The 24,447-nt window shown below is 57.6% G+C and carries 24 protein-coding genes; 8 read left to right on the top strand and 16 right to left on the bottom strand.

The annotated features are described in order from the left end of the window. Window positions 1-7 precede the first annotated feature (7 nt). Window positions 8-1,108, bottom strand: a complete 1,101-nt coding sequence (gene apbC, locus FO268_RS17080; protein WP_150994451.1) for an iron-sulfur cluster carrier protein ApbC — start codon at window positions 1,106-1,108, stop codon at window positions 8-10. 163 nt (window positions 1,109-1,271) lie between these two features. On the opposite strand from apbC, the gene metG reads away from it, so the two are divergent. From metG to nth, 8 genes are read left to right on the top strand one after another with little or no spacing between them, the layout of a single operon-like run. Then, the gene (gene metG / locus FO268_RS17075) at window positions 1,272-3,305 is read left to right on the top strand and encodes a methionine--tRNA ligase (protein WP_150994450.1); all 2,034 of its coding nucleotides are present in this window, start codon (window positions 1,272-1,274) and stop codon (window positions 3,303-3,305) included. A gap of 12 nt (window positions 3,306-3,317) precedes the next feature. Further along, a complete protein-coding gene (gene rsxA / locus FO268_RS17070) occupies window positions 3,318-3,899 on the top strand; it encodes an electron transport complex subunit RsxA (RefSeq protein ID WP_027831664.1) in 582 nt (193 codons plus the stop codon). A gap of 15 nt (window positions 3,900-3,914) precedes the next feature. Then, a complete protein-coding gene (gene rsxB, locus FO268_RS17065; protein ID WP_150994449.1) occupies window positions 3,915-4,493 on the top strand; it encodes an electron transport complex subunit RsxB in 579 nt (192 codons plus the stop codon). Continuing rightward, window positions 4,493-6,337 (top strand): electron transport complex subunit RsxC, encoded by a 1,845-nt coding sequence (gene rsxC / locus FO268_RS17060; RefSeq protein WP_150994448.1) that lies wholly within the window; start codon window positions 4,493-4,495, stop codon window positions 6,335-6,337. Before rsxB ends, rsxC begins: the two co-directional genes overlap by 1 nt. Before the next feature lie 19 nt (window positions 6,338-6,356). After that, the gene (gene rsxD, locus FO268_RS17055; protein WP_150994447.1) at window positions 6,357-7,409 is read left to right on the top strand and encodes an electron transport complex subunit RsxD; all 1,053 of its coding nucleotides are present in this window, start codon (window positions 6,357-6,359) and stop codon (window positions 7,407-7,409) included. Between the two features lie 3 nt (window positions 7,410-7,412). After that, a complete protein-coding gene (gene rsxG, locus FO268_RS17050) occupies window positions 7,413-8,114 on the top strand; it encodes an electron transport complex subunit RsxG (protein ID WP_150994446.1) in 702 nt (233 codons plus the stop codon). A 1-nt stretch (window position 8,115) separates the two neighbouring features. Beyond that, the gene (locus FO268_RS17045) at window positions 8,116-8,826 is read left to right on the top strand and encodes an electron transport complex subunit E (protein WP_150994445.1); all 711 of its coding nucleotides are present in this window, start codon (window positions 8,116-8,118) and stop codon (window positions 8,824-8,826) included. 55 nt (window positions 8,827-8,881) lie between these two features. Continuing rightward, window positions 8,882-9,523 (top strand): endonuclease III, encoded by a 642-nt coding sequence (gene nth, locus FO268_RS17040; RefSeq protein ID WP_150994444.1) that lies wholly within the window; start codon window positions 8,882-8,884, stop codon window positions 9,521-9,523. Between the two features lie 41 nt (window positions 9,524-9,564). On the opposite strand, the gene FO268_RS17035 is transcribed toward nth, so the two are convergent. From FO268_RS17035 to accA, 15 genes are all read right to left on the bottom strand, one after another. Beyond that, window positions 9,565-10,140 (bottom strand): chalcone isomerase family protein, encoded by a 576-nt coding sequence (locus FO268_RS17035; RefSeq protein ID WP_150994443.1) that lies wholly within the window; start codon window positions 10,138-10,140, stop codon window positions 9,565-9,567. A gap of 195 nt (window positions 10,141-10,335) precedes the next feature. After that, entirely contained in the window at window positions 10,336-11,337 is a 1,002-nt protein-coding gene (gene rpoS / locus FO268_RS17030) for an RNA polymerase sigma factor RpoS (RefSeq protein WP_150994442.1), read from the bottom strand. 191 nt (window positions 11,338-11,528) lie between these two features. Next, window positions 11,529-12,329: a peptidoglycan DD-metalloendopeptidase family protein gene (locus FO268_RS17025; protein WP_191966984.1), complete on the bottom strand. Its 801-nt coding sequence runs from the start codon at window positions 12,327-12,329 to the stop codon at window positions 11,529-11,531. A 342-nt stretch (window positions 12,330-12,671) separates the two neighbouring features. Further along, a complete protein-coding gene (locus tag FO268_RS17020) occupies window positions 12,672-13,562 on the bottom strand; it encodes a DUF368 domain-containing protein (RefSeq protein WP_225316828.1) in 891 nt (296 codons plus the stop codon). A gap of 74 nt (window positions 13,563-13,636) precedes the next feature. Then, a complete protein-coding gene (locus FO268_RS17015) occupies window positions 13,637-14,293 on the bottom strand; it encodes a protein-L-isoaspartate(D-aspartate) O-methyltransferase (protein WP_150994440.1) in 657 nt (218 codons plus the stop codon). Then, window positions 14,293-15,057 carry a 5'/3'-nucleotidase SurE gene (surE, locus tag FO268_RS17010; protein WP_150994439.1) on the bottom strand — a complete coding sequence of 255 codons (765 nt, stop codon included), beginning with the start codon at window positions 15,055-15,057 and terminating at the stop codon, window positions 14,293-14,295. Before surE ends, FO268_RS17015 begins: the two co-directional genes overlap by 1 nt. A 108-nt stretch (window positions 15,058-15,165) precedes the next feature. Next, window positions 15,166-16,254 (bottom strand): tRNA pseudouridine(13) synthase TruD, encoded by a 1,089-nt coding sequence (gene truD / locus FO268_RS17005; RefSeq protein WP_191966983.1) that lies wholly within the window; start codon window positions 16,252-16,254, stop codon window positions 15,166-15,168. Then, window positions 16,251-16,730, bottom strand: a complete 480-nt coding sequence (ispF, locus tag FO268_RS17000) for a 2-C-methyl-D-erythritol 2,4-cyclodiphosphate synthase (protein ID WP_150994438.1) — start codon at window positions 16,728-16,730, stop codon at window positions 16,251-16,253. The genes truD and ispF overlap by 4 nt, the downstream gene beginning before the upstream one ends. 4 nt (window positions 16,731-16,734) lie before the next feature. Beyond that, a complete protein-coding gene (gene ispD / locus FO268_RS16995) occupies window positions 16,735-17,433 on the bottom strand; it encodes a 2-C-methyl-D-erythritol 4-phosphate cytidylyltransferase (RefSeq protein ID WP_150994437.1) in 699 nt (232 codons plus the stop codon). Between the two features lie 38 nt (window positions 17,434-17,471). Then, on the bottom strand, window positions 17,472-17,744 hold the full coding sequence (locus FO268_RS16990; RefSeq protein ID WP_150994436.1) for a septum formation initiator family protein: 273 nt from the start codon (window positions 17,742-17,744) through the stop codon (window positions 17,472-17,474). A gap of 187 nt (window positions 17,745-17,931) precedes the next feature. Continuing rightward, window positions 17,932-19,227, bottom strand: coding sequence for a phosphopyruvate hydratase (gene eno, locus FO268_RS16985; RefSeq protein WP_150994435.1), 1,296 nt, complete (start codon window positions 19,225-19,227; stop codon window positions 17,932-17,934). A gap of 182 nt (window positions 19,228-19,409) precedes the next feature. Further along, on the bottom strand, window positions 19,410-20,255 hold the full coding sequence (gene kdsA, locus FO268_RS16980) for a 3-deoxy-8-phosphooctulonate synthase (RefSeq protein WP_150994434.1): 846 nt from the start codon (window positions 20,253-20,255) through the stop codon (window positions 19,410-19,412). 2 nt (window positions 20,256-20,257) lie between these two features. Beyond that, window positions 20,258-21,886 (bottom strand): CTP synthase, encoded by a 1,629-nt coding sequence (locus tag FO268_RS16975; protein ID WP_150994433.1) that lies wholly within the window; start codon window positions 21,884-21,886, stop codon window positions 20,258-20,260. An 88-nt stretch (window positions 21,887-21,974) separates the two neighbouring features. Beyond that, window positions 21,975-23,336 carry a tRNA lysidine(34) synthetase TilS gene (gene tilS, locus FO268_RS16970; protein ID WP_150994432.1) on the bottom strand — a complete coding sequence of 454 codons (1,362 nt, stop codon included), beginning with the start codon at window positions 23,334-23,336 and terminating at the stop codon, window positions 21,975-21,977. Beyond that, a complete protein-coding gene (gene accA / locus FO268_RS16965; protein WP_150994431.1) occupies window positions 23,320-24,273 on the bottom strand; it encodes an acetyl-CoA carboxylase carboxyl transferase subunit alpha in 954 nt (317 codons plus the stop codon). Before accA ends, tilS begins: the two co-directional genes overlap by 17 nt. Between the last annotated feature and the right edge of the window lie 174 nt (window positions 24,274-24,447).

The following is a 24,447-nucleotide window of genomic DNA, read 5'->3' as shown; positions in this document are numbered from 1 at the left end:
TCGTCGATCAGTGCTCGGTTACAGAAACGCTGGAGATCGAGCCCGTCAGGTTTCTTTCACGGGTGGAAAGTTCCGCGCCTACCCTTCGGGCGATGTCCTTGTAGCGTCTGGCCACTTCCGAGTCCGGTTCTGCCACAACAGAGGGGGTACCGCTGTCGGTCTGTTCGCGGATGGTCATGTGCAATGGGAGCTGGCCCAGCAACGTAGTGTCGTATTCTTCGGCGATGCGTTCGCCGCCGCCGTGGCCGAAGAGGGGCTCTTCGTGACCGCAGTTGCTGCAGATGTGGACGCTCATATTTTCCACCACGCCCAATACCGGGATTTCCACCTTGCGGAACATTTCAATGCCTTTCTTGCCGTCCAGCAGGGCGATGTCCTGGGGCGTGGTCACAATGACCGCACCGGTGACCGGGACTTTCTGGGCGATGGTGAGCTGGATGTCGCCAGTGCCTGGGGGCATGTCCAGTATCAGGTAGTCCAGTTCGTTCCAGAGAGTCTGCTGCAGTAACTGCATGACGGCGCCGCTGACCATGGGCCCGCGCCAGACCATGGGGGTTTTGTCGGTGACCACGAAGGCCATGGAGTTGGCCTGCAGGCCGTGGGCCTCCATGGGCACGAAGTATTTGTTCTCACGGGTTTCCGGGCGTTTTCCTTCGGGTACACCCAGCATCATACCGATGCTGGGGCCGTAGATGTCGGCATCCAGGATGCCGACGCGGGCGCCTTCGGCATGCAGCGCCAGGGCCAGGTTGACGGCGGTGGTGGATTTGCCCACACCGCCCTTGCCGGAGGCGACGGCGATAATGTTTTTCACACCGGGGACGGACTGGATGTCTTTCTGACCTTTGTGGGAGTGGATTCGCTGGCCAACATGAACATCCACGGTCTCGACGCCGTCAACATCGTCCAGGGCATTGGTGAGCAGCTCTTTCAGAGCGCCGGCAATCCCTTTCGACGGGTATGGCAGCTCGATCATGGCTGTCACCTTGCCGTTGTCATCCGTTGTCAGGGATTTCACGGCACCGAGCTCGTAAAGGTCCTTGCCGAGGTACGGGTCGCGGTACTGTTTTACGGCGGTTTCCAGTGCGTGCTGTGAAATCTGTGCCATCGGAGTCTCCGGATAAAGCGCTGAAAGCAGGTGTTTCGGGTGAAAAAACTTTGCTTGGAAGGTATCATCTGTGCCCGTTTCTGGCCATAAGGAGTTTTGACCCTGAACATGGCCGGCAAACGTGAACGCCCAACTCCTGACGAATGAAGGTTCGGACCAAAACATGACGCAAGCGAGTTCAAAGCAACAGCGCGATATTCTGGTAACCAGCGCCCTGCCGTATGCCAATGGCCCCATCCATCTCGGCCATCTGCTGGAATACATTCAGACCGATATCTGGGTGCGCTATCAGAAAATGCGTGGCCAGAACTGCTACTACGTCTGTGCTGACGACGCCCACGGTACCGCGATCATGCTGCGTGCCGAGCGGGAGGGCATTTCGTCCGAGAATCTGATTGATCGTATACGGGAGGAGCACCAGGAAGATTTCGGTGGTTTCCATATCCGCTTCGACAACTATTACACCACCCATTCCGAAGAAAACCGTCAGTTCTCGGAATATATCTACCGCCAGTTGCAGGAAAACGGCCACATCGCTACCCGCAAGATCACCCAGGCGTACGATCCTGAAAAGAACATGTTCCTGGCGGACCGCTTCATCAAGGGCACCTGCCCCAAGTGCAAGACCGAGGACCAGTACGGCGACAACTGTGAGGCCTGCGGTGCCACCTACACCCCGGCGGAGCTGATCAACCCCCGCTCGGCGGTTTCCGGTGCTACCCCCGTTGAGAAGGAGTCGGAACACTACTTCTTCCGGCTGCCGGAATTCGCGGACTTTCTCGCCAACTGGACCCGAAGTGGCACCCTGCAACCCCAGGTCGCCAACAAGTTGGCCGAATGGCTGGATGCCGGCCTTCAGGAGTGGGATATCAGCCGCGATGCGCCCTACTTCGGTTTCGAGATTCCGGATGCACCGGGCAAGTATTTCTATGTCTGGCTCGACGCTCCCATCGGCTACCTGGCCAGCTTCAAGAATCTGTGCAACCGGGAAGGCATTGATTTCGAGCATTTCTGGAAAGCGGATTCCACCGCCGAGGTGTATCACTTCATCGGCAAGGACATCATCAACTTCCACGCCCTGTTCTGGCCATCCATGCTCCACAGTGCCGGTTTCCGCACCCCGACTGCGGTCTGGGCTCATGGTTTTGTGACGGTCAATGGCAAGAAGATGTCCAAGTCCCGCGGCACCTTTATCATGGCCCGCACCTATCTGGACCACCTGAACCCGGAGTACCTGCGCTATTACTTTGCCGCCAAGCTCACCGGCAGTGTCGATGACATGGACCTGAACCTGGAAGACTTCGCTGCGCGGGTCAACTCAGACCTGGTGGGCAAGGTGGTGAACATTGCCAGCCGCAGTGCCGGGTTTATCACCAAGCGTTTCGATGGCCAGCTTGGAACCGTTACCGAGCACGACAAGCTGAAAGAGTTTATTGACGCCGGCACAGAAATTGCCGATTTCTACGAGGCCCGGGAATTTGGCCGCGCCATGCGTCGCATCATGGAACTGGCGGATATCGCCAACCAGTATGTGAACGACGAGCAGCCCTGGGTGATTGCCAAACAGGAAGGCCAGGACGAAAACCTGCAGGCCATCTGCACCAACGCCATCAACATGTTTCAGTTGCTGATGACCTACCTGGCTCCGGTACTTCCGGAAACCGCCAGGGCTTCGGAGGCATTCCTGAATGCCCCGCTGGACTGGAACCAGCGTGCACATCGGCTTGAAAACCACGGCATCAACAAATTCAAGCCGCTGATGAACCGCGTGGACATGGCACAGATCGAAAAAATGCTGGACGCCTCCAAGGAGGAATTGCCTGCTGCGACGGGACAGAAGGCGCCGGAAGCCAATCTTGAGCCGATCGCCGATGAGATAGAATTCGGGGATTTCGCAAAAGTGGACCTCCGGGTAGTAAAAATTGTCAAAGCAGAGCATGTTGAAGGTGCAGACAAGCTTCTTCGTCTCACACTTGACGTAGGGCATGGCGAACGCAACGTGTTTGCTGGTATCAAGTCTGCTTACAAGCCGGAGGAACTGGAGGGGCGACTGACCGTGATGGTTGCCAACCTCAAGCCCCGGAAAATGAAGTTCGGCATGTCCGAAGGCATGGTGCTGGCAGCCGGCCCCGGGGGTAAGGAGATTTTCATTCTTTCCCCTGATTCGGGCGCCACCCCCGGCATGCGGATTATGTAATGGTGCGGGCTGATGACTGAGTATCTGCTGATCCTGGTCAGTACCATACTGGTGAATAATTTTGTGCTGGTTCAGTTTCTGGGGCTGTGCCCTTTCATGGGCGTGTCCGGAAAACTGGAAACGGCCATGGGTATGTCGCTGGCCACCACGTTCGTGCTGACTCTTGCCTCGGTCTGCAGCTACCTGGCCTATACCTACCTTCTGGAGCCGCTGGACCTGGCATTTTTGCGAACCATTACGTTTATTCTGGTCATTGCCGTGGTAGTACAGTTCACGGAAATGGTGGTTCGCAAGACCAGCCCCCTGCTCTACCGGGTACTGGGCATCTTCCTGCCACTGATCACCACCAATTGTGCGGTTCTGGGCGTTGCCCTGCTCAACATCAACAAAAACAACAACTTCGTTGAATCTGTCCTGTACGGTTTCGGTGCCGCTGCCGGTTTTTCCCTGGTACTGGTGCTCTTCGCCGCCATGCGGGAGCGCATCGCCGTAGCGGATGTGCCGGTCGCCTTCCGGGGTGCGGCCATAGGCATGGTAACCGCCGGGTTGATGTCACTGGCTTTCCTGGGCTTTACCGGCCTGGTCAGCGTCTGACGGAGCGTTTGAGTTATGTGGACGAGCATACTGATTGCGGTAGTGGTTCTGCTCGCGCTCGCCGTCGTCTTTGGCGGCCTGTTGGGATTCGCCTCCGAGCGCTTCCGGGTGGAAGGTAACCCGCTCGTCGACCAGATCGATTCCCTGTTGCCCCAGACCCAATGCGGGCAGTGTGGCTTCCCCGGCTGTCGCCCCTACGCCGAATCCATTGCCAATGGCGATGCCATCAACAAGTGCCCTCCCGGTGGCGAAACCACCATCAAGGCCCTGGCGGACCTCCTGGATGTTGAGCCCCAGCCACTGGATGCGGAGCACGGTGTAGAGCAGGCCAAACGCGTCGCGATTATCCGTGAAGACGAATGCATCGGCTGCACCAAGTGCATCCAGGCATGCCCCGTGGATGCCATTCTGGGCGCCGCCAAGCATATGCATACGGTCATTGAGAGTGAGTGCACCGGTTGTGACCTTTGCGTTGAGCCCTGCCCGGTGGACTGCATAGACATGGTAACGGTAGAACCGGACATCCGCGCCTGGACCTGGACACCCCCGAAATCCGGCGTGATTGCCACGGACCGCCAGGGGGCCAGCGCCTGATGACACAGCTTTGGGACTTCTCTGGCGGCATCCATCCTGCCGAGAACAAGCACATCTCCACCACGCAGCCCATCAAGAAGGCAGGGGTTCCTCCGCTACTGGTACTGCCGCTGCAACAACACATCGGTGAGCCAGCCGAGCCCTGCGTCGCCATCGGTGAGCGGGTACTGAAGGGCCAGAAGGTCGCCGACGTTACTGGCGGCATGGGTGTGCCGGTCCATGCCCCCACCTCCGGCACCATCGAATCCATCAGCCTGCAACCCGTTCCTCACCCTTCGGGTATGAGTGACTGGTGTATCACACTGCGACCGGACGGCCAGGATGAATGGATAACCCTCAGCCCAATCGCCAGCTATCGCGAACAGGATCGGGAAACGGTACTGGACCTGATCCGGGAGGCGGGAATTTCAGGCATGGGGGGCGCCGGTTTTCCCACCAATATAAAGCTGCGCCCACCCAAGGATCGCAAAGTAAACACGCTGATTCTGAACGGCGCCGAATGCGAGCCCTACATCACCGCTGACGACATGGCCATGAGGGAGAAAGCGGACGAAATTCTTGCCGGATTGCGCATCATGGCCTGGATCCTGCGCCCGGAACGTTGCGTTATTGCCGTCGAAGATAACAAACCGGAGGCCATTGCGGCTTTGAAGAAGGCGGCAGACGGCACCCAGACGGAAATTGCCGTCATACCCACCAAATACCCCTCCGGCGGTGAAAAACAGCTTATCCAGATCCTCACCGGGATGGAGGTGCCCAGCGGCGGTATCCCGGCGGACATCGGCGTCATGTGCCAAAACGTGGGCACGGCCATCGCCGTGTCGGCTGCGATTTTCCGGGGGGAGCCGCTGATCTCCCGCATCACCACGGTGACCGGCCAGGCTGTCACCAATCCCGGTAATTTTGAAGTGTTGATCGGCACCCCGATCGATTACCTGCTGTCCCGGGGCGGACTGGACGAAAATGCACTCCACCGACTAGTGCTGGGCGGCCCGATGATGGGTTACACACTGGAAACACCCGCCGTGCCGGTGGTAAAAACCACCAACTGTGTGATTGCGGCCACAGAGAAAGAACTGCCCGACCCGGCACCAGAGCAGCCCTGCATCCGTTGCGGCGCCTGCGCCGAGGCCTGCCCGATGGAACTGCTGCCGCAGCAACTGTTCTGGTACTCCAAAGCAGGAGAGCTCGACAAGGCCGAGCACCTGAATCTGTTCGACTGTATCGAGTGTGGCATCTGCTCCTATGTATGCCCCAGTTCCATCCCGCTGGTGCAGTATTACCGTGCCGCCAAGGGCGAAATCCGGGTTCAGCAGGCCGAGCAGCTGAAAGCCGACCGGGCCCGTGAACGCTTTGAGGCCCGCCAGGCCAGACTGGAACGTGAACAACAGGAAAAAGAACAGCGGCGCAAGGAACGGGCAAAGGCAGCTGCCGAGGCTCAGGCCAGGAAACAGGCCGAAGCTGAACAGGCTGAAACGCCTGATGGCCCCGCCCAGCCCGCCAGTGAGCGTGCGGCCAAGGCAGCTCAGGTTCAGGAAGCGCTGGCACGCAAGAAAGCAAAGGCCGGACAGCCTGAGACGGCGCCCAGCAAAGCTCCGGAAGAGCCGGCGAGCGAACCGGCACCGGATATCGAGGCCCTGGAGAAACAGCTCAGCCAGGCGATCGCCAAGCTCAACACCATGCAAAGCATGCTGGATGACGCAAAAGCCGAAAATGCGGACAACGTCGATAAGCTGGAGCGGGCCGTCACCAAGAATCACGACCGGGTAAAACGGGCGGAAGAAGCTCTCGCTGAAGCTCAACGCACCGTGAACGCCACAGAAGCTCAAACGACTGACTCATGATGAACAGGCCCCAACGCTAATGGCACTTGCGCAACAATCCTCACCCCACGCCCGCAATGCCCGCTCAACCTCACAGGTGATGCTTTGGGTGATCCTGGCTGCCCTGCCCGGCCTGCTGGCTCAGACCCTGTTCTTTGGCTGGGGCAACCTGATCAACGTGGTGTGGTGCATCTCTGTGGCTCTGGCGGCCGAAGCCGTGATCCTGAAGCTTCGCAAGCGCCCTGTGGTCTTCTTTCTGAAAGACAATACCGCGGCGGTCACCGGCCTTTTACTGGGTCTTTCCCTGCCACAGTTCGCCCCCTGGTGGGTATCTGCAGTAGCAGTCATTGCAGCCATTGTCATGGCCAAGCAGCTCTATGGTGGTCTGGGCGCCAATCCATTCAACCCGGCCATGGTGGGCTATGCCCTGGTGCTGATTTCGTTCCCGGTGGCCATGACCACCAACTGGGCCCAGCCGGGTCTGCTGTGGGAGACCGCTCCTGGATTCGGGGAAACGCTCGGAATGATTGCCTCCGGCCAGCAAACGGCCGTGGATGCCTTCACCATGGCCACACCCCTGGATGAATACAAACACAAGATTGCCAGCCACACCGCAACAGAAGTGCTGGCACACCCCACGTTTGGCGAGGGTATCGCGCGAGGCTGGGAGTGGGTCAATGCCGCGTTTCTGACCGGGGGTCTGATACTGATCGGCTTGAAAATCATTACCTGGCATATTCCGGTCAGCATGCTGGCAGGCCTGGCTCTGATGAGCCTTGCCTTCGGCAGCAATGCTGACCAGTATGCACCGCTTTCCCTACACCTGCTGGCCGGGGGCACCATGCTGGGTGCTTTTTTTATTGCCACAGACCCGGTATCTTCTGCCTCCAGCCATCACGGCAAACTGATCTATGGCGCCTGCATCGGCATTCTGATCTATCTGATCCGCACCTGGGGAGCTTATCCGGACGCTGTCGCCTTCAGTGTTCTGCTTATGAACTTTGCAGTGCCGTTTATCGACCATTACACGCCACCGCGCACCTACGGGCATCACAAGCCCCGGCGTGGCGTTCCCGGCAAGAGTCAGGGGTAAATCATGGCGGCACTCGCACAGTCAATCCGTCGTAATGCCATCGGCCTCGGCCTGTTTGCCATTGTTACCGGTGGGACCATCGCCGTTACCCAGGTAATGACAGCCGAACGCATCAAAGAACAGGCCGCCCAGGCAGAGGCAAAAGCCCTGTTCGAAATCATACCGGAGGATCAGCACGACAATAATCTGTTAACTGATACCGTGGAGTTGCCTGCCGATGACAGATTCAACACCGGGGAGCCGGTGACTGCCTGGGTGGCCCGCAGCAACGAGAAGCCTACCGGCCTGATCATGCCGGTGGTGGCACCGGACGGTTATTCCGGCGCCATCCACCTGCTGGTGGGCATCAACCTCCAGGGCAAAGTGCTGGGCGTGCGAGTGACCAGCCACAGGGAAACTCCCGGCCTTGGGGACCGGATAGAAACCAAGAAGTCCGACTGGATCCATTCGTTCACTGGCCGTTCCATCCGGGATCCCGAACCCAGGCGCTGGAATGTCAGGAAGAACGGGGGTGTGTTCGACCAGTTTACCGGGGCCACCATCACCCCAAGGGCTGTGGTGAAAGCGGTGCAAAAGTCCCTGATCTATTTCCGCAAACATCGTAACGACATTCGCAACATCCTGAACGAGCCGGCCTCACCGCGGAGCAAACCACTGACTCCGGAAGAGATCGCCGGCCAGGCACCCGAACAGGAGCACTCGTGACATGGCGACCAAATCCAGCCCAGAAATAATCCGTGATGGCTTGTGGACCAACAATCCTGCCCTGGTCCAGGTACTGGGGCTTTGCCCCCTGCTGGCCGTGACAAGCACGGTCGTTAACGCCATCGGCCTGGGCCTGGCCACCCTGATGGTGCTGATGGGATCGAACCTGGCGGTTTCCCTGATCCGTAATTTTGTTAGCGACTCGGTTCGCCTGCCGGCCTTCGTGATGATTATCGCCTCCTTCGTAACCTGTGCAGAACTGCTGATGCAGGCCTACACCTACGAGCTGTACCAGATTCTGGGTATTTTTATCCCGTTGATAGTAACCAACTGCGCCATTCTGGGCCGGGCCGATGCCTTCGCCTCCAAAAATCCGCCCCTGCCGGCTTTGCTGGACGGCGCCATGATGGGTATCGGGTTTTTGGTGGTATTGCTTGCCCTGGGCGCCATGCGGGAACTCATCGGCCAGGGCACCCTGTTTACAGATATGGACCTGCTTTTGGGGCCCATGGCCGCTGACTGGGGTTTCCAGCCGCTGGAACAGTATCCGGACGTATTGTTCATGGTGTTGCCACCGGGAGCCTTCGTCGGCCTGGGGCTGCTTATTGCTCTCAAGAACGGCATCGACAATCACCTCAAGGCCCGCCGCAAGGCCGCTGAGCCAATAGTGGCAGGCAGTAAGCGGGTGCGGGTGACCGGGCATGTTTCATGATCTCTCTTCATCACCCCGATCAGCCCGAGCCCTTCTTTCAGACTGCGGATTGCCCATGAACAAGGAAAAACGTACCGAAATCTTTACCCGTCTCCGGCAGGCCAACCCCACGCCTACCACCGAGCTGAACTACGCCAGCCCGTTCGAGCTGCTAATCGCGGTGATCCTTTCAGCCCAAGCCACAGATGTTGGGGTGAACAAGGCAACGGCAAAACTATACCCGGTTGCCAATACGCCAGAGGAAATCCTGGCACTGGGGGTGGACGGGCTGAAGGAATACATAAAAACCATCGGGCTTTATAACAGCAAAGCCGAAAATGTCATCAAGACCTGCCTCGCCCTGATCGAAAAACACGGGGGTGAGGTTCCTGATAATCGGGAAGACCTTGAAGCGCTGCCGGGAGTAGGACGCAAAACCGCCAATGTGGTTCTGAACACCGCTTTCGGGCAGCCCGCCATGGCAGTGGATACACATATTTTCCGGGTCTCGAACCGCACCGGCATTGCCCCGGGCAAGAACGTCCTGGAAGTGGAAAAGCGCCTGATGCGGGTAGTGCCGAAGGAGTTCCTGCTCGATGCCCATCACTGGCTGATCCTACACGGTCGTTATACCTGTACAGCGCGGAAGCCCAAATGTGGCGCATGCATTATCGAGGATCTTTGCGAGTTCAAACAGAAAAGAGACTACATGGAGTAATACCGGTTTCCCCTCAGGGAAACCGGCACATAATCGGGCGCTTACCGCTGGCCCAGCATTTTCTCTTTCAGGTCTTCCTGGGCTGGCTCCTCCGAGAGCCAGATACCAAACAGCGCCTTCTTGAACTCCAGGTCACCGATAGTGCCGCGCTCGTCTCCATTCTTCAGCACACGCACCCCCTCGCCTGGCAGGTAAACCAGATCGAATACGTCGCCATCTTTGATTTCTTCAGAGAACACATCGAGGAAGGTATCGACGTCGTCCTGAATCGCAGACAGATCACCGCCGGTCGAGTTTTCAAACCCTTCCATGGTGGCTGACTTCATCTTGTCGCTGGTGATCATCCCGGAAATGATATGCAGGGTGATCGCCTGGGGCTCGTCCGCATTGATGATGGCCTGGCCGTCATCGATGGTCTCGGGCACGTAAAGACCCCCGATGTAGAGGTCCATAAACCACTTGGAACGGGTGCCCGCACCGTTAAGCTTGAGTTCGGTATCCATGGCCGAATAGGTATCCGGCAGGTCCACACCTTCCACCGTCAGGGCAGTAGCCGGGGCTGACAGCGCTGCGGTCAGTAGCAATGAGGCAAATCCTGTTGATAGGGCCTTTTTCATCGTCCTTTCCTTATTGAATCGTTATTATTGAATGTCTTATTACTATTTGCCGGAGTTCGACACCCTTATCCCCCTCCGGTCACGCAAGTTTAACAGGGAGCAAACGGGCGCTTACGCCGGCTGGTTCTCATTTGGCAACGCAAAAAAAACCGGCCCGCGAGTGGCGGGCCGGTTTATTGGGCCACAGAGAACCTGTTACTTGAAGAGCATGGTTCCCGACAGGCCTTCTTTTTCCAGGATTTCCCGAAGCCTGCGAAGCGCTTCAACCTGGATCTGACGCACCCGTTCACGTGTCAGGCCAATCTCCTGGCCTACTTCTTCAAGAGTGCTTATGGGATACCCTCTCAATCCAAAGCGGCGGGAGAGAACCTCCTGCTGCTTGTCGCTCAGTTGGTCGATCCATTTTTCCACACAGGAACACATGTTGTTGTCCTGCAGCAGATCAGCGGGGTCTGAGGCGCCCTCGTCCGCAACGGTGTCCAGCAGGGACTTCTCACCACCGCTACCAATGGGGGTATCCATGGAGGCTACGCGCTCATTCAGCCCCAGCATCCGTTTTACATCGGAAACCGGCTTGTCCACCATCTTTGCAATTTCTTCGGCAGACGGTTCGTGGTCCAGCTTCTGTGTCAGCTCCCTGGCCGCACGCAGATATAGATTCAGCTCTTTGACCACGTGGATGGGAAGGCGAATGGTACGGGTCTGATTCATGATCGCCCGCTCGATGGTCTGGCGAATCCACCAGGTGGCATAGGTAGAGAAGCGGAAGCCGCGTTCCGGATCAAACTTCTCAACCGCCCGGATCAGACCCAGATTACCTTCCTCGATCAGGTCCAGCAGTGTCAGGCCGCGGTTAACGTAACGACGGGCGATCTTGACCACCAGCCGCAAGTTGCTCTCTATCATCCGCTTCCGACCGGATTCCTCACCTTTGCGGGCCAACCGTGAAAAATAGACTTCTTCTTCCGGCGTAAGAAGGGGAGAAAAACCGATTTCGTTGAGGTAAAGCTGAGTGGCGTCCAGTTGCTTCTGACTGGTGAAATAACGACCCTGGGCCGGAATATCGTCTTCGGTTTCAACCGCTCCGACTTCCGCGGTCTCTTTTTCGTCTACTTTATCTTCTGCTAACAGCTGCTCATCGGCATCCTCGACGTCGGATACACGATCGATAATGAGTTCTTCATGCTCTGCTGACATAACTCTTGCCCCGCCTTTCAATGATCCTGGATATTCGCCCACGTTTTCTTTTTATTGCGAGCGCCTGCTGTTATTCGATTTCTTGTTCAGGACATTTATTGCTAGCTCACGGCGATGATAAAACGCCGAATCTTGTTTTTAGTGTTGATTATCTCTGCCACCAGCTACAGGTTTTTTGTCGCAAGTCCGTCTCATCGGGATGGGAGGTAGTGCGCAGGGTCAACAGGGTTGCCATTCTTCCGTATTTCAAAGTGCAACCTGGGTCGATCCGTGCCGCTGGTTCCCAGTTCAGCGATGACCTGTCCGGCTTTTACATCCTCCCCTTCCTGCACCAGAATCTTCCGGTTGTGTGCGTAAGCACTCAAATAGTGCTCGTTGTGGTTCACTATGATCAGGTTGCCGTAGCCAAGTAATCCGCTGCCGGCATAGACGACATTACCACTTGCCGCAGCCCTTACAGAGTCCCCTTCTTTTCCAGCAATATCAATACCTTTATTGACTTTCCCGGACGTTGAATAACCTGCAATTACGGTGCCAACGTGAGGCCAGCGCCAGTTGATGCTGGCGACAGTCTGGGTCTGCCCCGTTAACGGCGACGACCTGTCCGGAGCTTTCGAGACCGCCGGCCTGGGTTCTGGCTGTGGTGGCCGCTGGCGAGAAACACTGGGGGCAGACCGCTTTTTCGAGGATGATGCCGCCGCGCTGCCACTCCCCCGATTGTCTCCGGCAGATGTGACATTTCCGCGAACATCCAGCCTGAGCACCTGCCCCGCCTTGATGTTAAAAGGCGGGGCCATCCCATTGGCATCGCCGAGCTCCCGGTAGTCCCGGCCATATCGCCAGGCAATGCTGTAGAGAGTCTCACCGGGCTTGACCACATGCCGCCCCCAATACACCGGCGGGTTGTAGATATCGTCCCGGTAAAGGGCCTGGGTGTTGCAGCCATTGAGCAGAAAGGGAACCAGCACCAGACTGAGCAGCCACAAAAGCAAGTAGCGCCGGTGCTGGCGCTTTTTTAAACACGGAGAAACAGGGGCACCGGAGGGGAGCCGCGGGAGAACTGCCTTTGCAGCGATAATAAACCCACGCACTGATCTGAAAAGAATAAAAATATGCCCGTTATCAAAAATTCGTATAAAAAATACGGCGCTTTATAAAGTGTTCCAAGTAACCCGCTAATTTATTGCACATTTTTGACAGGAAACCAAGTTACCCACTTGTTGTATTTGTTACCGGTCGAAACACCCCTGGTGAGCAAAAAGTAACACTTCGTCTCGATCGGCCTGTGAACGACCTCACAAAACTGACCTGAATTCGGCGGTTGTAAGTGACCTTCAGGCAGCCCTTTTCGTGCCAGCCCATTCCACCAGCAATACCAACAACAGACCTACTGCCGCACAGAAGACCGCCAGTAGCAGCTGAGGATCCTGGCCTGTTATTTCAGCATAGCCCAACGGGCTGATGCTCGCCTCGTTGAGCGGCACCTGCTCGCCTGCGCTATTGGTCCGCCAGGTTAGTGTTTCCTTCCAGGGCCAGACCTTGTTCAACGCCCCCACCATAAACCCCGTAAGCAGAGCCAGAACCGGATCGTGAAAATGCCTGAACGCCCAGGTGATGAGCCTGGCGACCGACAGCAGCCCCAGAAGGCACCCGCCAGCAAAGATGACCAGCGTTCCGAGATCCAACGCGCGTATGGCTTCCAATACCGGTACGTACATACCCAGAATGACCAGGATAAAGCTGCCTGAAATGCCAGGAAGTATCATGGCACAAATGGCGAGGGCACCTGCCCCAAAAAAGATCATGGAAGAAGGCGCAAGCTCGCTGGCCGGTAGCGTAGTCACCCACCAGGCGAATAGCGCTCCGGCAAGAAACGGCACGACGAGTGATGGCACGTAGTGACGAACCTGGCGGCCAACATGCCAGACAGAAGCCACAATCAGGCCGAAGAAAAAACTCCAGATGAGAATTGGGTATTCGGTGAGGATAAAACTGATGGCGGACGCCAGTGTCGCGATACTGACAATAACGCCCGTCAGCAGGCTCAGCAGGAAAGTGCCATCGCAGGCCAGCCATAATGCCTTGAACTGGCCTCGGGGCAGATGCCTGAAAACCGCCTGTGGGGTCGCCCCGATCGCATCCAGCAGGCGGAAATAGATACCGGTGATGAAGGCGATGGTGCCCCCGGATACACCGGGGACAATATCCGCAGCACCCATTGCCATACCACGGAGAAACACCGCAAAAGGATGATGGGAACGCCGCGTCTCAACGCAATCCTGTGCCTGGAGCTCCGATGTCACCGCACAACCCCGCCGAGCAAGGGGACAAAACGAACCGGTTCAATATCGGTGGTTTCAAACCGGTCACCGTGCCGGACCATTTCAACCAGCATCTGGGTCCCTTCGCCAATCGGAGCGACAATCACGCCACCGTCCGCCAGCTGCTCCTTGAGCTCCGGAGGAATCTCCCGCGGCGCGGCAGTCACGATGATACCGTCAAACGGGCCCTGATCCGGCCAGCCCATACCGCCGTCGGCATGCTTGAGCATGACGTTCCTCAGGCCAAGCTGGCGTAGCCGGTCCCGCGCCCTGTCCTGGAGCGGCTTGATTCGCTCCACGCTGAATACCTGGTCCACCAGCCGGGCCAGAATCGCCGTCTGGTAGCCCGAGCCGGTTCCCAGCTCAAGGACCTTGCGCGGCTTGTGCCGCAGCAATGCTTCGGTCATTCGCGCCACAATGTAAGGCTGGGAGAGGGTCTGGCTATAACCGATGGGCAAGGATGTATCTTCGTAGGCCCGATGGGCCAGAGCTTCATCCAGGAAAATATGACGCGGGGTATCAGACATCGCCTGCAGTACTTGCTCGTCTGTGATACCGGCCTCCCTCAACCGCTGTATCAACCGCATGCGGGTTCTGCGCGACGTCATGCCAATACCATCAATTTCTGCAACCATCAGTACCCCTCCCGTTCCGACAGCAGCCCTATCCACTCTCGCAGCGGGGAAAGCACTTCGTGCCTGGTCATATCGACATGGACGGGGGTAATGGACACATAGTTCTCGCGGACTGCATTGAAATCGGTACCCGGGCCCGCGTCACTGCCTTCGCCGGCAGCGCCGATCCAGTACCGTGCCTTGCCCCGCGGGCAGGTCATCGGAACCGCGCCCTCGGCCCGGTCACGATGGCCCAGACGGGTAACACGAAAACCTGCAATCTCTTCCCAGGGTACATCGGGAACATTCACATTGAGGATACACCGGGGCCCAAGGGCAAGAGGGTCTTTGCTTTCCAGCAATATCCGGACAACCCGGGCCGCCGTTTCATAGTGAAAACGTCCCTCGTTGACGAGTGACACTGCAATGGCCGGTAACCCCAGATTCCGTCCCTCTGTAGCAGCGGCCACCGTTCCGGAGTAGATAATGTCATCCCCGAGATTGGCGTGGGTATTGATGCCCGATACCACCCGGTCAAACGGCTCCTCGAAGAGGCCATTTACCCCGAGATGAACACAGTCCGTGGGGGTGCCATCAACCGAACGAAAACCGTTCGGGTGATCTTCAACCGTCAATGGGCGGTTCAACGTTAACGCATTGCTGGCACCGCTGTGGTCACGGTCCGGCGCTACGACTTCAAGATCTCCCAAACCGACAAGCCCGTCGTAAAGAGCCTGCAGTCCGGGTGAATGAACGCCATCATCATTGGACAACAGAATTCGCACAATTTTCTCCGCTAGCCTTGAATACCTGCCTCCACCTCGCCTATCCGGAAAGTGGTGCCGGGTATTTTGTTGTCGGGGTCTTGTGCCCCTTTTTTGAATCGGGAAGCGTCAGCCCTGTCCCGTCTCCCTGGTGGCATCCGTTATCTCGAACACGTCGCTCAGCATGGTTGTCGCATATTGCCCGGGCGCGAGCCGGAATTTCAGCAGTAACTGGTCACCACCCTGCCATTGCCAGTCCAACGCTTCCGGGACCATTCTCAATGGTCGGCGTTCCGGCTTCATGCGGGTTGTTGCAAACACCGCCTCCAGCCCCGGGTGTCTGGAGACCGCCGTTCGTTCAATTTCGCCCTGGACCGATACCGCATCCGTGCCACCGTCGCCCCACAGGGGGCCGGTGACCATTATATCCTGATTGTCACCGGTTCCGGGTTCGCCTTCCTGTGGCACTAGCCAGGTTCCATTCTGCACCCTGTAAGCCAGCACTTCGTTGAACAACCAGGAGCGCGCTGCCGAAAAGTACAATACGTTTTTACTGTCGCCACTGCCAGAGGTTGACCGCCCTCTGCCCCGCTTTTTGGCATTGCGCGAGCCACGACGATTCAGCTTTGACGAATCCATGGCCAGAGCCCGGTCCAGGTTGGCCCCGTTATGGCCAAACCGCTGAGGTCCGAAATAGTTTGGACAACCCTGATCGCGCACTCGAGTCAGTGCCTGGTCAACGGCATCCGGGGCTCCCCTCACTTCTTTCAGCACGAGCTCGAAGTAATTACCCCGGTGGTCGCCACGGCGAAGCTTTCGGGCCCGGCGATGGTGTTCGAGGACACGCCAACTCTTCGCCACTTCTTCAAGGAACGCGGTATCTTCTTCCTCCTGGCCAGGCCGGTAAACACTGAACCATTGACGGGTGACAGCATGGCGGTCCTTGAGCCCGCAAAAACCTACATCAAAATGGCGACAGCCAGAGAGAGTGGCCAGTTGGCGCGCAACGTAATCGGTGTTATCGCCTCTTTTTTCCAGACGGATGCAAAGGTGCTCGCCACCGGCCACCAGATCCTCCAATGGCGGCAATTCTTCATCCACAAAAAAGTCTTCGGGGGCGCACTTGAGTAGAGCACTGGCCACTCGCTCCCCACCAGAAGTGGGCCAGTCGAGGCGCCAATCAGTACTCACCGGAGCAGTATCCGTGGCGTCGGTCATGAGGATGTCGCTTCAAGCAGACAAATGGCGTGGCAGGCAATGCCTTCCCCACGGCCGGTAAACCCCAGTTTCTCGGTAGTGGTTGCCTTGACGCTGACCCTGCTGGCCGGGATGGCAAGGTCCTCGGCAATATTGAGCCGCATGGCTTCAATATGGGGGGCCATTCTCGGTGCCTGCGCAATGATGGTGGCATCCACATTGCCAACCTCAAAGCCCTCGTCTGAAAGGCGTTCCAGAACCCTGCGGAGGAGGTCCCGGCTATCGGCTCCTGCCCACTCCTCACTGGTGTCTGGAAACATATGGCCAATGTCTCCCAATGCCGCGGCGCCTAGCAATGCGTCCGCAAGGGCATGCAGCAATACGTCGCCATCGGAGTGCGCCCTGAGGCCCTGGTTGAAGGGTATACAGACACCGCCAAGGATCACCTGGTCACCCTCGCAAAATGCATGAACGTCAAAGCCTTGCCCGATTCGCATAGTGTTACTTCCTTTTCAAGATAAAACCGGCGAGGGCCAGATCGGCGGGTACGGTAATCTTTATGTTATCTGGTCGCCCCTCGACGATACAGGGTCTCTGCCCTGCAAACTCGATCGCGGAGGCCTCATCGGTTACCGGATACCCGGAATCAATGGCACTCTCCAATGCCTGCTTCAGCGCAAGGAAACGAAACATCTGCGGAGTCAGGGCGCGCCAGAGATCGCGACGATCTACCGTTGCTTCAACCTCGCAACTTCCTGGCCCGGTGCGTTTAAGGGTATCGGCCACCGGCGTTGCCAACAAGCCTCCCACGGGATGGCCCTTCAGATCTGCTAACAAACGCGCGAGATCGTCGGCATGAAGACAGGGGCGTGCGGCGTCGTGGACCAGAACCCAGTCGTCGTCATTGGCGCGGCCGGACAACGCATCCAGGGCGGCCAGTACGGACTCTGCACGCTCTGCCCCACCAATACAGGTCCGGATACGGCGATCCTTGCTGGCTTCGGTTTCCGGCCACCACCGGTCGTTGGGCCCTGTAGCTACCATGCAACCGGCGAAGGCTGCGTTATCCAGTAAACGGGAGAGTGTAATATCGATGATAAAACGCTGGTCCAGCCGAAGGTACTGTTTGGGACAGTCAGCCTTCATTCGCTGGCCAGAGCCTGCAGCGGGAACGATCAGCCAGTAGCGGGGTTTACTCATGAACGTGGTCGGCTTTGGAAAGTCAGACTGGGGGCTGCTTACTGCTCAACCACCAGGAAGAAGGTTTCATCGTTACGGATCAGTCCCAAATTCATTCGCGCCCGCTCTTCTACCGCACCCTTCTCTCCACGAAGATTGCGAACCTCGGCATACAGGCGCTCATTACGGATAGCGAGCTCGGCATTTTCTTCGCGCTGCTCGGCAATAGAGTTCTCCAGCCCCCATACCTGGGCAAAACTGCCCTCCCCAACCCACAGGCGCACCTGTAGCAGGAGAATAAGAATAATCATGATGGACCAGAGCAACTTCATTGCGAATTCCGTTTACGATGCAACAATCGGACAGTAAGTATAGACCTTAGTGTAGTTTAGCAACAAGTTCTGCTAACCAACTGTACAAAAAGGCCATCATGCTTCTCAGCTTGAGAACCACAATGGCCTTTTCCGGTCTGTTACCCATCAGCGGCCTGGCCGCCAGGTAACCAGGGCAAACGGGCGATCAGCCCTGCCCTTTGATCTCACTCAGGCCGCGATAGGGAGCACTGCCATCCAGCGCTTCCTCGATACGAAGCAACTGGTTGTATTTGGCAACCCGGTCAGAGCGGCACAGGGAACCGGTCTTGATCTGGCCAGCGCACGTAGCCACGGCCAGGTCCGCAATAGTAGTGTCCTCGGTTTCCCCGGAACGGTGCGAGATGACCGCTGTGTAGCCTGCATCCTGGGCCATCTTGATGGCGTCCAGAGTTTCACTCAGGCTACCGATCTGATTGAACTTGATCAGGATGGAGTTGGCAATGCTCTTGTCGATACCCTGCTTGAGGATTTTGGTATTGGTAACGAACAGGTCATCACCCACGAGTTGAACCTTGCTACCCAGTTTCTCGGTAAGCACTTTCCAGCCGTCCCAGTCGCTCTCGTCCATGCCGTCTTCGATGGAGACAATCGGGTATCGTTCGCACAGTCCTGCCAGGTAATCGGCAAAGCCGGCAGAGTCAAAGGATTTGCCTTCACCTGACAGCTGGTACTGGCCATCCTTGTAGAACTCGGAAGACGCACAGTCCAGAGCCAGGGTCACATCGGTACCCAGCTTGTAACCGGCCTTCTCAACCGCTTCCTGGATAACAGCAAGTGCCGCTTCATTGGACGGCAGGTTAGGCGCAAAGCCACCTTCATCACCCACTGCAGTGTTCAGACCCTGAGCCTTCAGCACTTTCTTCAGGCTGTGGAAAATCTCTGCACCAACACGTAGCGCCTCAGCAAAGCTCTTGGCCGCCACCGGCTGAACCATGAACTCCTGAATATCAACGTTGTTGTCGGCATGCTCGCCGCCATTGAGGATGTTCATCATCGGCACCGGCATGCTGTACTTGCCGGAGGTGCCATTCAGGTCTGCAATGTGCGCGTACAGCGGTTTGCCCAGTGACGCAGCAGCGGCCTTGGCGGCGGCCAGGGAAACAGCCAGAATCGCGTTCGCGCCGAGATTGGCTTTGTTCTCAGTGCCATCCAGCTCCAGCATGATGTTGTCGAGAGCGCGCTGATCGGCTGCATCTTTACCAATGAGGGCATCGCGGATTTTGGTATTCACCGCTTCAACTGCTTTTAAAACACCTTTGCCGAGGTAACGGCTGGCATCCTTGTCCCGAAGCTCCAGAGCTTCACGGGAACCAGTGGAAGCTCCAGAGGGTGCACATGCAGTACCCAGCGTTCCATCTTCGAGGACAACGTCTGCTTCCACCGTAGGATTCCCACGGGAATCCAGTACTTCGCGGCCTTTAATATTGGCAATCTTGGTCATTCTTTCCTTTCTCCAAGTTTGATTTCAAAGTTGGGAGTAAGAGCGAGCGGGAACGGCCCTACGAAAAGCGCTACGAGCACATCCATGTGCGCTTGGGCTCCGCCATCCATGGCTCCGCACATTTTCGTAGGGCCGTTCCCGCTCACTCCCATAGTCCTTCTTGAACGCAAAAAAACCGCCGATCAGGCGGTATCAAGAGGTTTAAAACTTTTTACAAGATCGTCCACAGCTTTTACCCGCTGTAGGAATGGCTCTAACTGACTAAGCCGCAGCGCACAAGGACCGTCGCACTTGGCGTTATCCGGATCGGGATGGGCCTCCAGGAACAGACCCGCAAGACCCTGGGACATTCCGGCCAACGCCAAATCGGTCACCTGCGCACGACGACCGCCTGCGGAATCGGCACGCCCGCCCGGCATCTGCAGTGAATGGGTCACATCAAACATCACCGGCACATTCATCGACTTCATGATGCCGAAGCCCAGCATATCCACGACCAGATTGTTGTAGCCAAAGCTGCTGCCCCGCTCGCACAGGATCACCTTGTCGTTACCGGCCTCTTCGCACTTCTTGATGATGTGCTTCATTTCCTGAGGCGCGAGAAACTGGGCCTTTTTGATATTGATGACGGCGCCGGTCTGGGCCATGGCCACCACCAGATCGGTCTGGCGGCTCAGAAAGGCAGGCAACTGGATAATGTCGCAGACTTCCGCCGCGGGGGCGGCCTGCGCAGGCTCGTGCACATCAGAAATGATGGGGACGCCGAACTTGCTTTTAATGTCTGCCAGCATTTGGAGGCCTTTGTCCAGGCCCGGACCACGGAACGAGTGCACCGAAGAACGGTTGGCCTTGTCGAAGGACGCCTTGAACACATAAGGGATACCGAGCTTGCTGGTAGCCTCGACATACGCCGCGGCCACATCCATGGCCATGTCCGGGGATTCCAGCACGTTCATGCCGCCAAACAGCACAAACGGCTTGTCGTTGGAGACCTGGATTCCGGAGACGTTGACCGTACTCTGCGCCATGATCAGGATTCCTTTTTACGGGCCAGGGCTGCCTCTACAAAGCCCTTGAACAGCGGATGGCCGTCCCTGGGAGTGGAGGTGAACTCGGGGTGGAACTGGCAGGCGACAAACCACGGATGATCGGGTACTTCCACCACTTCAACCAGTTTGCCGTCCGTTGAGCGGCCGGAAATTCTCAGGCCCGCGCCTTCCAGTTGGGGAAGGAAATGGTTGTTCACCTCGAAACGATGGCGGTGGCGCTCACGAATGGTCTTGCGGCCGTAACAATTGGCAATGGTGGAGCCTTCTGTTACCACGCAGTCCTGGGCGCCCAGACGCATGGTGCCGCCCAGATCAGACGCTTCAGTACGCTCTTCTTTCTCACCGCTGGCGTCCAGCCATTCGGTAATCAGGCCCACTACCGGCTCCGGGGTGTGCTCACGGAACTCGGTGCTGTGGGCATCTTTCAGACCGGCCACATTGCGTGCGTATTCGATAACGGCCACTTGCATACCCAGACAGATGCCCAGGTAAGGCACCTTGTTTTCCCGGGCATACTGCACCGTGCGGATCTTGCCTTCCACGCCACGCTCGCCAAAGCCACCGGGAACCAGGATGGCATCGGCACTGTCGAGTGCACCGGTGCCGTCGCGCTCGATGTCTTCGGAGTCGATGTAGTTCATCCGGACCTTGGTGCGGGTTTTGATACCGGCGTGGAGCAGGGATTCAATCAGCGACTTGTAGGCGTCCAGCAGCTCCATGTACTTGCCAACCATGGCGATGGTGACTTCGTGGTCGGGATTCATCAGGGATTCGACCACCGCGTCCCATTCGCCGAGATCGGCCGGGCTGGCGTCAATACCGAATCGCTCGATGACCAGCTGGTCCAGGCCGAATTCGTGGAGCATGCGCGGAATGGCATAGATGGACTTCGCGTCCTGCAGCGGGATGACCGCTCGCTCTTCCACGTTGGTGAACAGCGCAATCTTGCGGCGTGAGCTGGCATCCACTTCGTGCTCGGAACGGCACAGCAGGATATCCGGCTGCAGGCCGATGGAGCGCATTTCCTTCACCGAGTGCTGGGTGGGCTTGGTCTTGATCTCACCAGCGGTGGCAATGTATGGAACCAGGGTAAGGTGCATGAACAGCGCGCGCTGGGGGCCCACTTCCACCTTCAACTGACGACACGCCTCGAGGAACGGCAGGGATTCGATGTCACCCACTGTGCCGCCGATCTCGATCATGGCTACATCGGCACCGGAAGCTCCCTCGACCACACGACGCTTGATCTCGTCGGTAATGTGGGGAATCACCTGAACCGTGCCGCCAAGATAGTCACCGCGGCGCTCCTTACGAATGACTTCCTCGTAAACGCGGCCGGTGGTGAAGTTGTTCCTGCGTGACATTGGCGTGCGAATGAATCGCTCGTAGTGCCCCAGGTCAAGATCGGTTTCCGCGCCATCTTCGGTGACAAAAACCTCACCGTGCTGGAACGGGCTCATGGTGCCGGGGTCCACGTTGATGTACGGGTCCAGCTTGAGAATAGTGACCTTCAGGCCGCGTGCCTCAAGGATCGCGGCCAGAGAGGCCGATGCGATACCTTTCCCCAAGGAGGACACGACACCGCCGGTGACGAAAATATAACGCGTCATGCAGATTCCGTGATTTGTCTGGTTCGGTGAAGGAGGGAGATTGTCATCTCAAGATGGGACGCCAGACTACCAGAAAGGCATCACCTTCTCAATTACATTCCCGCTCCACAACAATGCGCCAGCCACTGGCCGGGGCCTCTCCACAGTATTTGCCGGAAAGCCACACATCGCCAGCCCCGACCACCTCTTCAGTGCCGTCCTTTACCTCCAGAAACAGCGGTAGCCGCGCTCTTTCCCAGGGTGGAATATTCTGTTCCTGGAGCCAGTTCTTGAGGGACTTAGAGGGTCCGTCAGGAGCGGGCCGAAGACGTTCGCCCCCGACCCTCGTAGATATCCGTATATCCGGCGCGGGCATTTCAGGATCCGCTGTTGCCACAAGTCGCAGCCGCCACTCTCCCCATACCTGCTCCTGGCCCGGAACCAAAGGCAACTTGACCGACGGCAACACCGGACGTTCACCAACCAGATAGAGCTCGCCCTTGAAGCGGCGTATGGCATAGCCATTACCACGCAGCTCCGGGGCTCCGTCCGGAGGTGCATTGAGCAGGTCCGAGATTACCCGGGGCCAGTCAATGATTGATGGGGGAACGTAGCGGTTATGGTTGATCCACCAACGAACCAGATTTTTCTGTTCCGGCGCAGCAAGCTGCCCCAGCGCGTTGACCTCAAGCGTTCCCTGGCCGGTAGCGCATTGCTGGAAGCGGATTTCTGCAAGCTTTCCGGCCAACTCATCAGCCTCACGACAGGAACGTGCAGTATGTGCAACACGACTGACCAGAGACGGCCAGCGGGCCTTAAGAAGTGGCATGATGGACTGCCGGAGGAAATTGCGGTCAAACCGCTCATCGGTGTTGCTGGGGTCGTCCACCCAGTGGATGCCTTTCTTCATTGCCCAGGCCTCCAGATCACTACGCGAGAAGTCAAGCAATGGCCGGTACAGTCTTCCGTTTCCCAATGGACGGGACCGGGGCATACCCCCCAGCCCGGCGGTGCCAGTGCCCCGCAGTAACCTGAACAGCACCGTCTCAGCCTGATCATCACCGTGGTGGGCCATCAACAACAGTCCGCCAGTATCCAGAATGTCTTCGAAGACCTTATAACGGGCATTCCTCGCCGCTTCCTCAATTCCTCCGCTAGCGCCACTGTCGCCGCTTTCACGACCATTAACGACCACGCGACGAACCTCGAGAGGCACACCCAGCTCGCTGCACAGCTTCTGGCAGAATTTCTCAGTGTGATCGGCGTTGGCCTGTAATTGATGATTCACATGCACCGCCGATAACTGGCCGGTATGGGCATACAGCCAGGCAGCCACATGGAGAAGCAGAACAGAATCCATTCCGCCGCTCAGTGCGATCCATAGGCGTGAATGGGGAGGGAGGTTCCTGACCGGGGCACAAAGCGCCTCCGGCCAGTCAGATCCGGAGCCGGCGTTACCGGCCCGTGTCATATCGGGTCAGCCGCTCATAGCGACGGGAAACCAGTTCATCCAGTGGCAGACGACCGAGTTCGGTGATGCCCTTGCTCAGGGTTGCGCGCAGGGATTCCGCCATTTTTTCCGGATTGCGATGAGCGCCGCCAAGCGGCTCGGTAATCACGTTGTCCGCCAGGCCCAGATCTTTCAGGCGCTCCGCGGTAACACCCATGGCCTCGGCGGCCTGAGACGCGTACTCCGCACTTTTCCAGAGAATCGAGGCACAGCCTTCCGGCGAAATAACGGCATAGGTGGAATACTGCAGCATGTTGAGCTGATCGCAGACGCCGATGGCGAGAGCACCGCCAGAGCCGCCCTCACCCACCACGGTTGAGATGATCGGGGTTTTCAGGCGAGACATCACTGCCAGATTGAAAGCAATGGCTTCACTCTGGCCGCGCTCCTCGGCACCGATACCGGGATAGGCGCCAGGGGTATCAATAAACGTCAGGATAGGCATGCGGAATCGCTCGGCCATTTCCATCAACCGCAGGGCCTTACGGTAGCCCTCTGGGCGGGGCATGCCGAAATTGCGCTTTACCTTGTCGCGCACTTCACGGCCTTTCTGGTGGCCAATTACCATTACCGGCTGGCCTTCCAGGCGGGCTGTACCGCCAACAATGGCCTGGTCATCGGCGTAACGACGATCACCGTGCAGCTCGTCGAAATCGTCGAAGATCATCTCAACGTAATCGAGGGTGTAGGGCCTGCGTGGATGACGAGCCAGTCGTGATACATCCCAGGGCTTGAGGTCCGAGAAGATGCTTTCGGTCAGGCTTACACTCTTTTTGCGTAGCCGGCTGATCTCGTCGGTAATGTTAATGTCAGTGTCGTTACCCACCATGCGAAGCTCTTCAATTTTGGCTTCAAGGTCGGCAATAGGCTGTTCGAAATCCAGATAGTTAGGGTTCATGATGTTCCATCATTTGCTTGCAAGGCGCGAATGTAAGTCGCCAAACCAGAATTTTGGACAAAGATAGCAGCGCCCGGGCCATGGCTAAAGCGTACCTTGGTATGAGTCCGCTTTCTGACAAAACCGTAATGTTTCAGCGCCTTCGCCGCGCCCGGGATAAACCTTGCCGGACAT

This window comes from Marinobacter denitrificans (assembly GCF_008795955.1).
Classification (GTDB): Bacteria; Pseudomonadota; Gammaproteobacteria; order Pseudomonadales; family Oleiphilaceae; genus Marinobacter; species Marinobacter denitrificans.
This window is presented reverse-complemented; position numbering and strand designations above follow the sequence as displayed.

Excerpts from the sequence above, each read along its gene's own strand:
- FO268_RS17045 (WP_150994445.1), top strand. The coding sequence starts at position 8,116 with ATGGCGACCAAATCCAGCCCAGAAATAATCCGTGATGGCTTGTGGACC.
- apbC (WP_150994451.1), bottom strand. The coding sequence starts at position 1,108 with ATGGCACAGATTTCACAGCACGCACTGGAAACCGCCGTAAAACAGTAC.
- kdsA (WP_150994434.1), bottom strand. The coding sequence starts at position 20,255 with ATGGCGCAGAGTACGGTCAACGTCTCCGGAATCCAGGTCTCCAACGAC.
- rsxA (WP_027831664.1), top strand. The coding sequence starts at position 3,318 with ATGACTGAGTATCTGCTGATCCTGGTCAGTACCATACTGGTGAATAAT.
- nth (WP_150994444.1), top strand. The coding sequence starts at position 8,882 with ATGAACAAGGAAAAACGTACCGAAATCTTTACCCGTCTCCGGCAGGCC.
- metG (WP_150994450.1), top strand. The coding sequence starts at position 1,272 with ATGACGCAAGCGAGTTCAAAGCAACAGCGCGATATTCTGGTAACCAGC.
- rsxB (WP_150994449.1), top strand. The coding sequence starts at position 3,915 with ATGTGGACGAGCATACTGATTGCGGTAGTGGTTCTGCTCGCGCTCGCC.
- FO268_RS17035 (WP_150994443.1), bottom strand. The coding sequence starts at position 10,140 with ATGAAAAAGGCCCTATCAACAGGATTTGCCTCATTGCTACTGACCGCA.
- rpoS (WP_150994442.1), bottom strand. The coding sequence starts at position 11,337 with ATGTCAGCAGAGCATGAAGAACTCATTATCGATCGTGTATCCGACGTC.
- FO268_RS17020 (WP_225316828.1), bottom strand. The coding sequence starts at position 13,562 with ATGGCAATGGGTGCTGCGGATATTGTCCCCGGTGTATCCGGGGGCACC.
- accA (WP_150994431.1), bottom strand. The coding sequence starts at position 24,273 with ATGAACCCTAACTATCTGGATTTCGAACAGCCTATTGCCGACCTTGAA.
- eno (WP_150994435.1), bottom strand. The coding sequence starts at position 19,227 with ATGACCAAGATTGCCAATATTAAAGGCCGCGAAGTACTGGATTCCCGT.
- truD (WP_191966983.1), bottom strand. The coding sequence starts at position 16,254 with ATGACCGACGCCACGGATACTGCTCCGGTGAGTACTGATTGGCGCCTC.
- rsxG (WP_150994446.1), top strand. The coding sequence starts at position 7,413 with ATGGCGGCACTCGCACAGTCAATCCGTCGTAATGCCATCGGCCTCGGC.
- rsxC (WP_150994448.1), top strand. The coding sequence starts at position 4,493 with ATGACACAGCTTTGGGACTTCTCTGGCGGCATCCATCCTGCCGAGAAC.
- FO268_RS16975 (WP_150994433.1), bottom strand. The coding sequence starts at position 21,886 with ATGACGCGTTATATTTTCGTCACCGGCGGTGTCGTGTCCTCCTTGGGG.
- tilS (WP_150994432.1), bottom strand. The coding sequence starts at position 23,336 with ATGACACGGGCCGGTAACGCCGGCTCCGGATCTGACTGGCCGGAGGCG.
- FO268_RS16990 (WP_150994436.1), bottom strand. The coding sequence starts at position 17,744 with ATGAAGTTGCTCTGGTCCATCATGATTATTCTTATTCTCCTGCTACAG.
- ispF (WP_150994438.1), bottom strand. The coding sequence starts at position 16,730 with ATGCGAATCGGGCAAGGCTTTGACGTTCATGCATTTTGCGAGGGTGAC.
- ispD (WP_150994437.1), bottom strand. The coding sequence starts at position 17,433 with ATGAGTAAACCCCGCTACTGGCTGATCGTTCCCGCTGCAGGCTCTGGC.
- FO268_RS17015 (WP_150994440.1), bottom strand. The coding sequence starts at position 14,293 with ATGGTTGCAGAAATTGATGGTATTGGCATGACGTCGCGCAGAACCCGC.
- rsxD (WP_150994447.1), top strand. The coding sequence starts at position 6,357 with ATGGCACTTGCGCAACAATCCTCACCCCACGCCCGCAATGCCCGCTCA.